The sequence below is a fragment of the Dickeya dadantii NCPPB 898 genome, from assembly GCF_000406145.1.
Classification (GTDB): domain Bacteria; phylum Pseudomonadota; class Gammaproteobacteria; order Enterobacterales; family Enterobacteriaceae; genus Dickeya; species Dickeya dadantii.
The window spans coordinates 4,061,288-4,074,064 of the sequence record NZ_CM001976.1; the positions used below are offsets into that span (position 1 = coordinate 4,061,288).

At 47.7% G+C, this 12,777-nt stretch carries 16 protein-coding genes; 8 read left to right on the forward strand and 8 right to left on the reverse strand.

The features are described 5' to 3' along the window. Window position 1: 1 nt before the first annotated feature. The gene (gene ilvN, locus DDA898_RS18215) at window positions 2–295 is read left to right on the forward strand and encodes an acetolactate synthase small subunit (protein WP_013319493.1); all 294 of its coding nucleotides are present in this window, start codon (window positions 2–4) and stop codon (window positions 293–295) included. Window positions 296–340: 45 nt separating this feature from the next. Here ilvN and DDA898_RS18220 read toward each other — a convergent pair whose 3' ends face one another. After that, window positions 341–1,108: a DedA family protein gene (locus DDA898_RS18220; protein ID WP_038911972.1), complete on the reverse strand. Its 768-nt coding sequence runs from the start codon at window positions 1,106–1,108 to the stop codon at window positions 341–343. A gap of 190 nt (window positions 1,109–1,298) precedes the next feature. Here DDA898_RS18220 and DDA898_RS18225 point away from each other — a divergent pair, with 190 nt between their 5' ends. Genes DDA898_RS18225 through DDA898_RS18240 form a run of 4 tightly spaced genes read left to right on the forward strand, consistent with a single transcriptional unit; the run spans window position 1,299 to window position 3,849 of the window. Next, entirely contained in the window at window positions 1,299–2,150 is an 852-nt protein-coding gene (locus DDA898_RS18225; protein ID WP_038911973.1) for an N-acetylmuramidase domain-containing protein, read from the forward strand. Window positions 2,151–2,159: 9 nt separating this feature from the next. Beyond that, the gene (locus tag DDA898_RS18230) at window positions 2,160–2,723 is read left to right on the forward strand and encodes a hypothetical protein (protein WP_038911975.1); all 564 of its coding nucleotides are present in this window, start codon (window positions 2,160–2,162) and stop codon (window positions 2,721–2,723) included. Then, window positions 2,720–3,286 (forward strand): hypothetical protein, encoded by a 567-nt coding sequence (locus DDA898_RS18235; RefSeq protein ID WP_038911976.1) that lies wholly within the window; start codon window positions 2,720–2,722, stop codon window positions 3,284–3,286. The genes DDA898_RS18230 and DDA898_RS18235 overlap by 4 nt, the downstream gene beginning before the upstream one ends. Then, the gene (locus tag DDA898_RS18240) at window positions 3,283–3,849 is read left to right on the forward strand and encodes a hypothetical protein (RefSeq protein WP_038911977.1); all 567 of its coding nucleotides are present in this window, start codon (window positions 3,283–3,285) and stop codon (window positions 3,847–3,849) included. The genes DDA898_RS18235 and DDA898_RS18240 overlap by 4 nt, the downstream gene beginning before the upstream one ends. Window positions 3,850–3,931: 82 nt before the next feature. Here the strand turns inward: DDA898_RS18240 and DDA898_RS18245 are convergent, their stop codons facing one another. Next, entirely contained in the window at window positions 3,932–4,411 is a 480-nt protein-coding gene (locus DDA898_RS18245; protein ID WP_038911978.1) for an Hcp family type VI secretion system effector, read from the reverse strand. A gap of 283 nt (window positions 4,412–4,694) precedes the next feature. On the opposite strand from DDA898_RS18245, the gene DDA898_RS18250 reads away from it, so the two are divergent. From DDA898_RS18250 to DDA898_RS18260, 3 genes are read left to right on the forward strand one after another with little or no spacing between them, the layout of a single operon-like run. Then, entirely contained in the window at window positions 4,695–5,261 is a 567-nt protein-coding gene (locus DDA898_RS18250; RefSeq protein ID WP_038911980.1) for a hypothetical protein, read from the forward strand. Window positions 5,262–5,263: 2 nt separating this feature from the next. Further along, complete coding sequence (locus DDA898_RS18255) at window positions 5,264–5,818, forward strand: hypothetical protein (RefSeq protein ID WP_038911981.1); 555 nt, start codon at window positions 5,264–5,266, stop codon at window positions 5,816–5,818. A gap of 47 nt (window positions 5,819–5,865) precedes the next feature. Continuing rightward, window positions 5,866–7,074: an IS256 family transposase gene (locus DDA898_RS18260; protein WP_038911982.1), complete on the forward strand. Its 1,209-nt coding sequence runs from the start codon at window positions 5,866–5,868 to the stop codon at window positions 7,072–7,074. A 116-nt stretch (window positions 7,075–7,190) separates the two neighbouring features. Here DDA898_RS18260 and DDA898_RS18265 read toward each other — a convergent pair whose 3' ends face one another. The 6 genes from DDA898_RS18265 to DDA898_RS18290 form a co-directional block, all read right to left on the reverse strand. Next, entirely contained in the window at window positions 7,191–7,568 is a 378-nt protein-coding gene (locus DDA898_RS18265) for a hypothetical protein (protein WP_236616683.1), read from the reverse strand. Window positions 7,569–7,727: 159 nt separating this feature from the next. Then, on the reverse strand, window positions 7,728–8,423 hold the full coding sequence (locus DDA898_RS18270) for an ABC transporter ATP-binding protein (RefSeq protein WP_038911984.1): 696 nt from the start codon (window positions 8,421–8,423) through the stop codon (window positions 7,728–7,730). Beyond that, window positions 8,416–9,195, reverse strand: a complete 780-nt coding sequence (locus tag DDA898_RS18275) for an ABC transporter ATP-binding protein (RefSeq protein WP_038911985.1) — start codon at window positions 9,193–9,195, stop codon at window positions 8,416–8,418. Before DDA898_RS18275 ends, DDA898_RS18270 begins: the two co-directional genes overlap by 8 nt. Beyond that, window positions 9,185–10,228 carry a branched-chain amino acid ABC transporter permease gene (locus DDA898_RS18280; RefSeq protein WP_038911986.1) on the reverse strand — a complete coding sequence of 348 codons (1,044 nt, stop codon included), beginning with the start codon at window positions 10,226–10,228 and terminating at the stop codon, window positions 9,185–9,187. Before DDA898_RS18280 ends, DDA898_RS18275 begins: the two co-directional genes overlap by 11 nt. After that, window positions 10,228–11,127: a branched-chain amino acid ABC transporter permease gene (locus DDA898_RS18285; RefSeq protein ID WP_022634903.1), complete on the reverse strand. Its 900-nt coding sequence runs from the start codon at window positions 11,125–11,127 to the stop codon at window positions 10,228–10,230. The genes DDA898_RS18280 and DDA898_RS18285 overlap by 1 nt, the downstream gene beginning before the upstream one ends. A gap of 130 nt (window positions 11,128–11,257) precedes the next feature. Next, window positions 11,258–12,394 carry an ABC transporter substrate-binding protein gene (locus tag DDA898_RS18290; RefSeq protein ID WP_033112419.1) on the reverse strand — a complete coding sequence of 379 codons (1,137 nt, stop codon included), beginning with the start codon at window positions 12,392–12,394 and terminating at the stop codon, window positions 11,258–11,260. Window positions 12,395–12,777: the final 383 nt, after the last annotated feature.

Sequence of the window (12,777 nt, forward strand, 5' to 3'; positions counted from 1 at the left end):
CATGCAGACCCCATCCATTACCGCACAGGTCACGCTGGAACTCTCGGTACGCAACCACCCAGGCGTGATGTCGCACGTGTGCGGGCTATTCGCCCGCCGCGCGTTCAACGTAGAAGGCATCATGTGTATGCCGCTGCCGGGCAATGAGCAAAGCCGTATCTGGCTACTGGTGAAAGACGATCAGCGCCTGCCGCAGATGATCAGTCAGGTGGAAAAGCTGGAAGACGTGCTACAGGTGACTCGCCACGGCGAAGAGATGCGTATTTTTGATCAGGTGGCGGAGTTTTACCGCTGAGCCGCAGAGGCCATACCGATTCCCGGTATGGCCTTCGGCCTTGATTCAGCCATTCAGAATTTGCCACAGCAGGCGACGGTACACCGGCATCAACGGATGCTGCCACAGCTGCCACAGACTGACGGCGGCGATAACCGACACCAGCGGCGCCAGCCAGTACAGACGCGAAGCCGTCAACCAACCGGTTGATTCGGCTTTCGCTCCGCGACGAACACGCCACAGACGCCACACCAGCCAGCCCGCTCCCCACAGCAAAATAGCCGTGACCAACAGTAGCCACTTGAAACTGCCGCTGTCGGCCTGTTTGGGGATATCGATCGCCACGCCGGCCAGAATGCCGGGCAGCAGATAAACCGGCGGCCAGGTAAGGCAGCCGATGATATTCGGCAACGCAAAGCGCCGGGGCGACAACTCCAGCATCCCCGCCACCATCGGGATCAGCGGACGAGTCGGGCCAAAAAACCGCCCAATCAGGATGGTCGCCATATTGTGCTGATGCAGCATTTTTTCCGTGCGATACAGATACGCCCGATGCTTTTGCAGAAACGACCAGTTATGCAGCCGGTCCTTGAAACGCCAGCCGATAAAATAGGAAATCCAGTCTCCCAGCAGGCAACCGATGATGCCCATGCCCCAGGCCGGGTACAGCCCCATATTACCGCTGCCGATCAGCGCCCCCAGCGACGCCATCATCAGCGTGCCGGGCAATAGCAGCCCCACCAACGCCAGCGACTCCAGAAACGCCACCAGCAGTACCGCCGTCAGCGACCAGGCTAACGATTGAGTGATCAGATGCTCCAGCCAGGCTTCCATAAACCTCTACATTTCTGCTTTTTTATGAACAAAGATAACGGGATGATAGCAGGAAACGGCAGGAATATGGCAGATAGTAGTAAAAGCACGGCTGACGCGAAGCTCACCACGACTGGACAGCCATTTCCTTGAAGCAGCACCCTTTTTTTGTTATAAAAGTATCACTTTAGGACAATAAATGGATTGACTCATGGAAGAAGCGAGGATTGCTTTTCCTGTTGGCAACGGGCAGATCAACAGAGTTGAAGACGTAAAAACCGTTCAACAGTTGCTGAACAGCCGGTCAAACGGAACACTGAGCGTTGACGGTATTGTCGGCACCAGAACACAGGCAGCCATTATCCACTTTCAACGCCAGATATTAGGAATGGGTACACCTGACGGTATTGTCTCCCCGCACGGACCTACACTGAGAAAATTAAACCATCTTCACACCCGACGCCCGGCAACCTCTCAGCCATCATTTTCTGCCGACTCCGGCGACAGCGTTTCCGAAGAGCTCTATCTGAATGCAGCCAGAGAGCTAAACTGCGAAGTAGCGGCGATTAAAGCGATTGTAATGACTGAAACCGCGCTAAATAGCGCGTTTATCAGCCCAGGTAAACCCAAAATACTTTATGAACGACACTACTTTCGTCGTCTGACACAAGGTAGATACGACCGGTCAAATCCGGATATATCGGGTGATCAATACGATCGTTATGGTTCAAATAACCGTCAATACGAGCGGCTTGAACAAGCAATAAGACTAGACAGGCGAGCAGCATTAATGTCGGCCTCATGGGGAGCTTTCCAGATTATGGGGGCAAATTATAGAACAGCTGGCTTTGATGATGTCGAAAGTTTCGTAGCCGCGATGAGTAATATTAATGGGCAAGTATTTTCTTTCATCAATCATATAAAAAGCTCAACAGTTCTACTTTCAGCGCTACAACATAAAGACTGGAAAAAATTTGCAAGACACTATAATGGCAAGGATTACGAAAAGAAAAAATATGATTTAATTATAGCTAACAACTATAATCTACTAACAAACAGATAAGGATAAAAAATGAAAAAACTCCTGACATACTTAATCATATTATTATCATTCGAATCTTACGCATCTATAAACTTAAAAAAACCTGAAAACATTGATTTTTCCAGGCAACTTACTGAAAAAACAAAATCATTAGAAATAAGTGACATTAACATAGAAAAAGATCAAACATTTGAAATAGAAAAGGATGGGTTATATCTAGGAACACTAATCCCTGCCGAGGGTTATTATAGAAAATACAATCCGCTATGTTTTATTGGTTGGTCGATAGACAAAAAAGAAATCAGTAATATTGTTCCATCTATTGGCCAGGGTGATTTCGAAAATTCAACCTGCTTAAGTCTCGATGCAGTAGGGAAAATAGACGTTAGCGATAAGACATATATAGGATTTGTCTATACTGTTGGATTAAGAGATAGACGAGCAAAAAACTACTTCTTGCTTGAGCTGGATAAAGATAAAAGAACGATCGTAGATAAAAGTACAGTTATTGATGAGCTACAGAATAATGGTGAGAAAAAAAGCATTACAGCACTCCGAAAACATCTTGAAAACACCAAGGAGAAAAAAGAGTGAGAGCGGTATCAATGATATTCTTTATGGTAATATCGTTGCAATCTTACGCATCAATTAACCTAATAAAAAACAATGAAGATTCACTGATAAAGCAAGTCATTGAAGATGCCAATAAAAGAGGCATTGTTGATATAAAAATACAAGAAGAGCAAATTTTTGACATTAATGAAAACAATAAAAACATAGGAACAATAATACCAGGAAAAGGATTTTATAAAAATTACTATCCAGTTTGTTTTATTAGCTGGTCTACTGACAAGAAGACAATATCCAATATTGTCTTCTCAATGGGGAATGGTGATTTTGAGTTTTCACAATGCGAAACCCTTGATGCGCTAGGAAAAATAGAGTCCGCAGGAAAGATATTCATTGGATTTGTTTATTCAGTCGGTTTACCTGATGGTAGAACGGAACAAAATTATTTTTTATTGGCGCTAGATCAGGATAGAAGAGCTATTGTAGATAAAAGTAAACTTGTAGAACCTCTGCAAAACACCAATGAAAGAAAAAGTATTTCTGCAATCAGAAGACATCTTAAAAAGGTGATGGAAGATAAAGAATGAAAGTTCTGTTGGCAATACTCACATTGATAATTCCATTGAGTTCATATTCTACTATTAAACTAACTAAAATTAATGATAGTAGCATATTGAAGAAATTGATAATAAAAGGCCAAGCATCAGATATCAGCCGCATAAAAATACAGAAAGATCAGACTTTCGACATCAGCGAAGACGGAAAATACATAGGCACTATCGTGCCCGCAGAAGGATATTACAACAATATTGAACCACTCTGTTTCATTGGATGGTCTTCAGATAATAAAAATATCTCAGATATAAAAATTTCTATCGGTCGGGGATTTTTTGAAACAGTGACCTGCCTGAGTCTCGATGCAGTAGGAAAAATTGAAGTTAAAGGAAAAACGTTCATTGGTTTTGTTTATACCGTAGCATTGCGTGACAGAACATCGCAAAACTATTTTTTACTTGAACTAGATAAAGAAAGAAAAACAATAACAGACGTAAGCAATACAATTGAAAAACTACAATTTTACTCTGAAAAGAAAAGCATCATTGATCTTAAAAAGTACCTTGAAGAAAATTTGCAAGCTGTAAAAAGCTAAAAACCGTTAAATTTCAGCTTAATTATCTGGCACCTAATATCACACAATGGTGCCAGATAATAACGCAGGAAGATCCCACTAATTAAAACAGCTGACTTTCCCAAATGCAATATGCACTGGTTCCGGCTTTGACATGTTCGCATAACATGTTTTTATAAGTAAAAGAGATAAACTCTTCTGGTTGATATTCATTGTGCGTTATCGAACTGGGGTAGTGCATTCTGATATTTTTTACTTTTGCATCGGTCAATTTTATTGAGAAATATTGCTCCATCCCCCCATTCTCTGAAGTTCGGTAGAAAATGAAAGTACAGGTTAAATATTCGTTCTCGTTTAACGTGCTCAATAATAATGGTGTCGATTTATCAATTGGTTTCCTAATTTCAACAGGTTGATATGCAACATTATCGATACGCTCTGCTGCATTGTTTAGCTCATAGACAAAAATCTCATTTTCATGCCCTTTTTGCCATTTGTTCCCCATTGAGTCATAAGATCCACATCCAGAAGAGATCAGCCCCTGATTTTTACCTTCTATTTTCAGATAAATGATATTGGCCATAAAATTCCCTTTAACAATTGAAATATATTAATTAAGCAAGATACAACCAACGATGATAATGTAATTTCTATTACATATCTATATTCTAAGCAAATAAAAATCCTGCCGATACGTGTCAGGATAGTTTAATCATAACTGGCAACCATTGCCTTGAAGCAACACCATTTTTTTGTTATAAAAGCATCACATTAGGACAATAAATGGATTGACTCATGGAAGAAGCCAGGATTGCTTTTCCTGTTGGTACATTGCAGAACAACAGAGTTAAGTTAGGGTGACCCATATGAAAAAAATAGCACATGCTTCACTATTAATAGCGCTATTGGCCTCATTACAAGCCTATGCATCTATTAATTTAATCAAGAATGAGGATAAAACCCTATCAAGTGAAGTAATAAAATATGGAAATAAAAAAGGGCTAGTTGATATAAAAACCCAGAGCGATCAGAGCTTTGACATTATTGACGACGGGAAATACATAGGAACAATCATTCCAGCCAAAGGATTTCATAAAAACTATTACCCGCTATGCTTTATTGGTTGGTCAACTGATAAAAAAACAATATCAAAAATCATCCCATCAATAGGGCAAGGATATTTTGAACTTTCCCTCTGTTCAAAACTTGATGCAATAGGAAAAATAGAGGAAAAAGGAAGAACCTTTATTGGCTTTATATACACTGTAGGGTTGAGAGACAGATATGCTCAAAACTACTTTCTCATTGAGCTTAATAGAGAAAAAAGAACTATAGAAGATAAAAGTCAACTCATTGAAAAATTTCAAAATGACTCAGAAAAAAAGAGCATAGCTGATCTCAGAAGAGATATAAAGAAAATTGATGAGAAATAGCAATGAAGAAAATATTGACAATAATAACATTATCAATATCGCTTCAAGCGCATGCATCAATTACGTTAACGCCGATTGATAGCAGTAATCTATTATTGCAGCTGTCGATAAAAACACAGCCCTTGGGAATAGACCAGATAAAAATAGATAATGGACAATCTTTTGACATTACTGAAAACGGTAAATATCTAGGCACACTAATCCCTGCCGAGGGTTATTATAGAAAATACAATCCGCTATGCTTTATTGGTTGGTCTATAGACAAAAAAGAAATCAGTAATATTGTTCCATCTATTGGTCAAGGTGATTTCGAAAACTCAACTTGCTTAAGTCTCGATGCAGTTGGAAAAATAGATGTTAGGAAGAAAACATATATAGGGTTTGTTTATACTGTTGGATTAAGAGACAGACGAGCTAAAAACTATTTTTTGATTGAGTTAGATAAAGATAAAATAACGATCGCAGATAAAAATGCCCTTGTCGATAGTCTACAAAATAATAGTGATGAAAAAAGCATTGCAATGCTCAGGAAAGAGACTGTAATTAAAATTGTGTAATTGCCTGTTTTTGATATGTTCACTCCAACAACGGAGACAGGCAAACGATGGACGAAAAGAAACTCAAAGCACTGGCTGCTGAATTGGCTAAAGGCCTTAAAACCGAAGCTGACCTCAATGCGTTTTCCCGCATGCTGACGAAGTTAACCGTCGAAACCGCGCTCAATACAGAACTGACTGAGCATCTCGGGCACGAGAAAAATGCCCCTAAATCAGGCTCTAATACCCGAAATGGTTACTCGTCTAAAACCGTGTTATGCGACGACGGTGAGATTGAACTGAGTACGCCACGTGACCGCGAAAACACCTTCGAGCCGCAACTGATAAAGAAAAATCAGACACGTATCACGCAGATGGACAGCCAGATTTTATCTCTGTACGCCAAAGGCATGACGACCCGTGAAATCGTTTCTACATTCAAAGAGATGTACGATGCTGATGTGTCTCCCACGCTGATATCCAAAGTGACCGATGCGGTTAAAGAGCAGGTGACAGAATGGCAAAACCGGCCACTGAACCCGCTATATCCCATTGTTTATCTTGATTGTATCGTGGTGAAAGTCCGTCATAGCGGCAGCGTCATTAACAAAGCGGTATTCCTTGCGTTGGGCATCAACACAGACGGCCAGAAAGAGCTGCTGGGTATGTGGCTGGCCGAAAACGAAGGCGCGAAGTTCTGGCTCAATGTGCTGACGGAGCTTAAAAACCGGGGACTTCAGGATATCCTGATTGCCTGCGTGGACGGTCTGAAAGGTTTCCCGGAGGCGATAAACAGCGTTTATCCTCAGACACATATCCAGTTATGCATCATCCATATGGTGCGCAACAGCCTGAAATATGTCTCGTGGAAGGATTACAAGGGCGTCACCAGCGGGCTGAAAGCGGTGTATCAGGCCCCAACTGAGGAAGCGGCGTTGATGGCGCTGGACAAGTTCTCCGGCATCTGGGATGAAAAATACCCCCAAATCAGTAAAAGCTGGCGTGCGCACTGGGAAAATCTCAACACGTTCTTTGGCTACCCGCCGGATATCCGCAAGGCTATCTACACCACCAATGCCATCGAGTCGCTGAACAGTGTTATTCGGCAGGCGATAAAGAAACGTAAGGTGTTCCCGACAGATGATTCGGTACGTAAAGTGATTTATCTGGCAATACAGTCGGCCTCGAAAAAATGGAGTATGCCGATCCAGAACTGGCGGCTGGCGATGAGCCGTTTTATTATCGAGTTCGGTGACCGCCTGAGCGATCACCTTTAATACGGTGGCAATTACACAGAATTATTTACAGGGTCTCAGGAAATATTTTTCTCAAAACATCTCACGTTAATCCAGACGTATCATTAATTATAAATCCAGCAGGAAAATAGAGGCAATTATAACAGCAATTCAAAATAAGTAGCATTATCTTCACGATTAACGGAAAGCACAATAAATTTATTTTTATCTGGCGATTCCCATACCTCTCGGTAGCCATCATCCATATTGAGCGTAAACTTCAATAATTTCAAATAGTTCCTTAACGTCTCAATATCGGTGGTATTTTCAAAATATATACCAGTGACCTGCTTCCCAGGCCCTTCAGCATCGCCGTGTTTAATTTGATATTTTTGAGATATTTTGGGTACGTTTTTTATTATTGGATCAATTAATTGACTGCTGTCAAAACCAATCAAAGAGGGGATGCAAGCACCAACATTAAGAGAATAGGTAAGAAAAGATGAAATAAAAATCAGCCTGAACAATATGTTCATATGTTTCTTACTCATTATTCTTTAAGTACAGTGGTTAATTCACTTGCGCCACGAAATCCCAACCAGATCACATAGAAAAGAGACTGATCGAAGGCATAACCTAAACCAGAGCAACAATATAGACAAGTGCGCCGACGTGACACGGCGCACTCTCTTCTCTCATCCCCCCAAATACATCCGCTTAACCTCCGGATTGGCGAGAATCTCCTGCGCCGGGCCATGCAATGCAATACGACCGTTTTCCAGCACATAGGCGCGATCGGCGATTTTCAGCGCCGCGGTGGCGTTCTGCTCTACCAGCAGGATGGTGATGCCTTCTTTTTGCAACTGCTTGATGGTTGAGAATAATTCGCCCACCACCTTCGGCGCCAGCCCCAGGCTTGGTTCGTCCAGCATCAGTAACACCGGTTCGCTCATCAGCGCGCGGGCGATTGCCAGCATCTGCTGTTCGCCGCCGCTCATGGTGCCGGCCATCTGGCCGCGCCGTTCTTTGAGACGCGGAAACAGCGCGTACATTTTGTCGCGCAGGTAGGTAAAGTTGACCGGGTTATTGTAAGCGCCCATACGCAGGTTTTCTTCAATGGTCAGATTGGTGAACACCTTGCGCCCTTCCGGCACCAGCGCCAGCCCTTTGCGCACGATTTGGTGCGTTGGGCTGTGGGAAATATCCTCGTTGAGAAAACCGACCGCTCCGGTGGATTTCACCAGATTGATGATGCCGTTGAGAGTTGAGGTTTTCCCGGCGCCGTTGCTGCCGATCAGGGTGACGATTTCGCTGTTGTTCACTTCCAGATCGATGCCTTTTAGCCCCTGAATCAGCCCGTAAAACACCTGCAGATCGCTGGCCTTAAGCATAATCGATGTCCCCCAGATAGGCGGCTATCACCTCGGGGTGATTCACCGCGTCCTGCGGCGTGCCGCTGAACAGCGGTTTGCCGTAATCCAGCACCATCACCCGTTCGCACAGCGTGTTGACGAACGACATATCGTGCTCGATCAGCAGCACCGTCAGACCGTAGTCGGCGCGCATGCGGAAAATCAGCTGCGCCAGCTCGGCCGTTTCGCGCGGGTTCATGCCGGCCGCCGGTTCATCCAGTAGCAATAGCTTGGGCGAGGTCGCCAGTGCGCGGGCAATCTCCACCTTGCGCTGGTTGCCGTAACTGAGGTTGGTCGCCAGCGAATGCGCATGTTCGGCGATGCCGATGTATTCCAACAGCGCCATGCCGGTTTCCCGCGCCTGCCGTTCGGCACGGAAGAAGCGGCCGATACGCAGCGCCGCCTCCAGAAACGAGTATGGAATAAAGCGATCAAGACCGATCAACACGTTCTCCAGTACCGTCATCGATGGAAACAGGCGGATATTCTGGAAAGTACGGGCGATACCACGGTTGACCACCTGATTGGGTTTCAGCCCGCTTAGCGTCTGCCCGTCCAGCCAGACGGCGCCGCCGGTCGGTTTATAGTTGGCGGTGATCACGTTGAACATCGTGGTTTTGCCGGCGCCGTTGGGGCCGATCAACCCAAAGATCTCCGCCGGGTTGATGGTGAAGCTAACGCCATCGATGGCGCGCAGGCCGCCAAACTGCATGGTGACGCCCTCGACGCGCAACAGCGAGTTATTTTCCATTCGCGCTTCTCCTGCGGATATCCCAGACTTCCTGCTTGCCCAGCAGCCCTTCGCGGGCGAACAGCATGATCACCAGCAGCACCAGCGAGAACACCACCATCCGCAACCCCGGATGCGCCCCCAGATCCTGGCCGAACAGCGTCAGCGGTTGATCGAGGAAGCGCAGCCACTCGCCGCTGCCGATCACGATGATCGTGCCGAGAATGGCGCCGGTGGTGCTGCCCAACCCGCCGAGTACGATGATGATCAGCAACTGGAAGGTCAGCATGAAGTCGAACAGATCCGGCGAGATGATCGTCAGCAACGACGCCAGCAGCCCGCCGCCGATGCCCTCGAAAAAGGCGCTGGTGGCGAAAGCGCAGGTCTTGACGCGAAAGGTATTGATGCCCATTGCAATCGCCGCGTCTTCATCGTCGCGCACCGCTTTCATGGCGCGGCCGTATTTGGAGTAGACCAATTGTAGGATGAACAGCACCGCCGCCAGCGCGATGAAACCGCACCAGTACAGAATATGACTGACCTGCGGGATCTCGTTCAGACCAATGGCGCCGTTGGTAAATTGCGGGTTATTGATGGCGAAGATCTTGATGATGAAGCCGAACCCCAGCGTGACGATCGCCAGATAATCGCCGCGCACGCGGAATACCGGAAACGACAGGCACACCGCCACCGCCGCCGCGCATACCCCGCTGATGATCAGCGCCGGCAGAAACGACGCATGCACCGCCAGAATCAGCGGGCTGGGCGCCGTCATCTCGAACATATTGGTTTTGGCATCCGCGCTCAACAGCAGCAGCGCCGTAATGTAAGCGCCGATCGCCACAAAGCCGTTAGGCTCCAGCGACAGCTGCCCGGTCACGCCGTTAATCAGGTTATAGCTGACCGCCAGAATCATAAAAATGAAGATGTTACAGAAGATGCGCACGATATAGTCATTAAACAGCGCATCCAACCCGGTCAGCGCCAGCAGAGCCAGCGCAAACACGGCGAAATATCCCAGCCACATCGTCGGGGAAGTCCGCGGCATTCTCATCAGAAACGGCTCCTTTCCAGTCGTTCGTCGCCCATAATGCCTACCGGTCTGAACAGCAGTACCAGAATCAAAAACATGAAGGCAAAGGCGTCTTTATAGCCGCCCAATTCCGGAAACAGCGCCACCGCCACCACTTCGGTAAAGCCGAGGATAAAACCGCCGATCACCGCGCCGGTGACGCTGCCGATGCCGCCCAGCACCGCCGCGGCGAAGGCTTTCAGGCCGATCAACACCCCCATCAGCGGATCGATAGAGGGGTAGCTGATGGCGTAGAACACGCCGCCCAGCGCCGCCAGCGCGCTGCCGAGCGCGAACACGAAGGCGATGATCTGGTTGGCGTCGATGCCCATCAGCCGCACGGTGTTGACGTCAAACGCCACCGCGCGGATCGCCATCCCCTGCCGGGTGCGATAAAGAATGCACAGGATCACCGCCAGCAGCGCCAGCGTCATCAACGGTACGATCCAGGCCACATTGGTGACGACGATCGGCCCGAGATTGATGGTCTGATTAAAGAACGGCGGCGACTCGAAGTAACGCGGGCTGCCGCCGAACACCACATTGAACAGGTTCTCCAGAAAGAAACTGACGCCGATGGCGGTGATCAGCATCGAGATCTTCGATGCCTGCCTAAGCGGGCGGTAGGCGATTTGATCGATACCGATCCCCAGCAGCGCGGCGATGAGAATGGCGAGGATCACGGCGGCCCCGAAAGGCAACCCGAGGGAGGTGAAACCGAGCAGGGCCATAAAAGCCCCGACCATCATGATATCGGCATGAGCGAAGTTGATCAGCCGCAGCACGCCGTACACCATGGTATAGCCGATGGCGATCAGCGCGTACATGCTGCCAAGGCTCATGCCATTGACCACTTGCTGCAAGAAAACGGCAAGATCCATCATGTCATCCTTTACTGTTAGGCTGCGCCCCGCCTTGCTATTCGCGGATGCCGCTAGCGGCGATGATTCCGCGCGGCAAGGCGCCAGCCGTGAAGTGTGGTAGACCAGACAAACGACGGGGCAAAGCCGATTACGGGTTGATCACCGTTTTAAACACCATCTCGCCGCCTTTCACTTCGTTGATCACCGCCGGACGAATGGCGTCGCCGTCTTTCAGGGTCAGGGTGCCGGTGATGCCGGTGAAGTTGCTGGTAGCGCGAATCGCCTTGTTGACGCAGACGCGATCGTGCGGATCGCTACAGGTGTTCATGGCGTTGACGATCATCTTGTAGGCGTCCGCCGTCATCGCTCCCCAGGTGTGGGTCGGTTCCTTGTATTTGGCGGTCCAGGCTTTGATGAACTTTTCCCCTTCCGGCGTCTGCTCTTTGGCGTTCGGCGAGTAGTAGTCGGTGGTCATCCACCCTTCCACCGCATCCTGCCCCATTTTGAAGAACACCGGATCCGCCGCCAGACCGTCGCCGCCGACCACCGGCACCTTCAGCCCGAGCTGTTTGGCCTGCACGGCGATCAGCGCGCCTTCGGTGTAATAAATCGGCATGTAGATCACGTCCACATTGTGGGATTTGATGGTGGAGAGCTGGGCTTTGAAATCTTTGCTGCCGCCGGGCGCCTGCACTTCAATCGGGATGGTGCCGCCGTTTTTCAGGAATTGGGTGCGGAATGATTTAGCCAGCCCTACCGAGTAGTCGTTGCTGCTGTCGAACATGATGGCGGCTTTCTTCGCCTTCAGGTCGCGGGTCGCCAGATTGGCGCCGACCACGCCCTGAAAACTGTCGGAGAAGCAGACGCGGCTGACGTACTCCTTGCCTTTGGTCACCCGGTCGTTGGTGGCGGTCGGCGAGACGATCGGCGTTTTGGTGTCTTCCGCCATTTTAGTCATCGCCATGGTATTGGTGGAGGTCACCTCGCCGATCACCGCATCCACTTTATCGCTGGATACCAGGCGCTGCATGGCGTTGGCCGCTTCCACCTTGTCGCTCTTGTCGTCAATCACCACCAGCTTGATGGTATCGCCGTTCTTCAGTTTGGTATCGATACCGTTAATCAGTTCCAGTCCTTTCAGCGACGGCTGACCATAACCGCTCAATGCCCCGCTCAGGGGCAATACCACGCCAATCTTGATGTCATCCGCCCACGCCCCCACCGAAGCCAGTGAAGACGATACGGCTACCGCTGCGACAGTAAATCTGAAAAATTTGTTCTTCATGATCGCCTCTTCAAAAATAAAGATCACATTTCAGTTGTGAAATGACGCTGCATACAGGGTGATAAAAAGAAGATCTGTGTGACAGGATATCCAGGCTGTTCACCGGGGAAGTGGCAGCAATAAATATGCCAAAATAACAAGAATAATTAATGTATTAATAATCAAAACATAAAAGAAAAAGATATGAATAATTCCCCCGCCCCGCGCAGCCGCCTTTGGCGGCCATGCACCAATTGATTACCGCCATGCTTTTTATTAGTGCGAAAACGGCATCGCTTTTCACAGATAAATCAACCAATAGCAAAAGATGCCATATGGGTGATCATGCGTTTCCCCATAAATGTATTATTCTCTGTCTATCATTTTGCAGCGCGACGGCTTCA

Bases quoted from the DNA above. Each gene is read 5' to 3' on its own strand.
- ilvN (WP_013319493.1), top strand. From the start codon at position 2: ATGCAGACCCCATCCATTACCGCACAGGTCACGCTGGAACTCTCGGTA.
- DDA898_RS18220 (WP_038911972.1), bottom strand. From the start codon at position 1,108: ATGGAAGCCTGGCTGGAGCATCTGATCACTCAATCGTTAGCCTGGTCG.
- DDA898_RS18225 (WP_038911973.1), top strand. From the start codon at position 1,299: ATGGAAGAAGCGAGGATTGCTTTTCCTGTTGGCAACGGGCAGATCAAC.
- DDA898_RS18230 (WP_038911975.1), top strand. From the start codon at position 2,160: ATGAAAAAACTCCTGACATACTTAATCATATTATTATCATTCGAATCT.
- DDA898_RS18240 (WP_038911977.1), top strand. From the start codon at position 3,283: ATGAAAGTTCTGTTGGCAATACTCACATTGATAATTCCATTGAGTTCA.
- DDA898_RS18245 (WP_038911978.1), bottom strand. From the start codon at position 4,411: ATGGCCAATATCATTTATCTGAAAATAGAAGGTAAAAATCAGGGGCTG.
- DDA898_RS18250 (WP_038911980.1), top strand. From the start codon at position 4,695: ATGAAAAAAATAGCACATGCTTCACTATTAATAGCGCTATTGGCCTCA.
- DDA898_RS18255 (WP_038911981.1), top strand. From the start codon at position 5,264: ATGAAGAAAATATTGACAATAATAACATTATCAATATCGCTTCAAGCG.
- DDA898_RS18260 (WP_038911982.1), top strand. From the start codon at position 5,866: ATGGACGAAAAGAAACTCAAAGCACTGGCTGCTGAATTGGCTAAAGGC.
- DDA898_RS18265 (WP_236616683.1), bottom strand. From the start codon at position 7,568: ATGAACATATTGTTCAGGCTGATTTTTATTTCATCTTTTCTTACCTAT.
- DDA898_RS18270 (WP_038911984.1), bottom strand. From the start codon at position 8,423: ATGCTTAAGGCCAGCGATCTGCAGGTGTTTTACGGGCTGATTCAGGGG.
- DDA898_RS18275 (WP_038911985.1), bottom strand. From the start codon at position 9,195: ATGGAAAATAACTCGCTGTTGCGCGTCGAGGGCGTCACCATGCAGTTT.
- DDA898_RS18280 (WP_038911986.1), bottom strand. From the start codon at position 10,228: ATGAGAATGCCGCGGACTTCCCCGACGATGTGGCTGGGATATTTCGCC.
- DDA898_RS18285 (WP_022634903.1), bottom strand. From the start codon at position 11,127: ATGGATCTTGCCGTTTTCTTGCAGCAAGTGGTCAATGGCATGAGCCTT.
- DDA898_RS18290 (WP_033112419.1), bottom strand. From the start codon at position 12,394: ATGAAGAACAAATTTTTCAGATTTACTGTCGCAGCGGTAGCCGTATCG.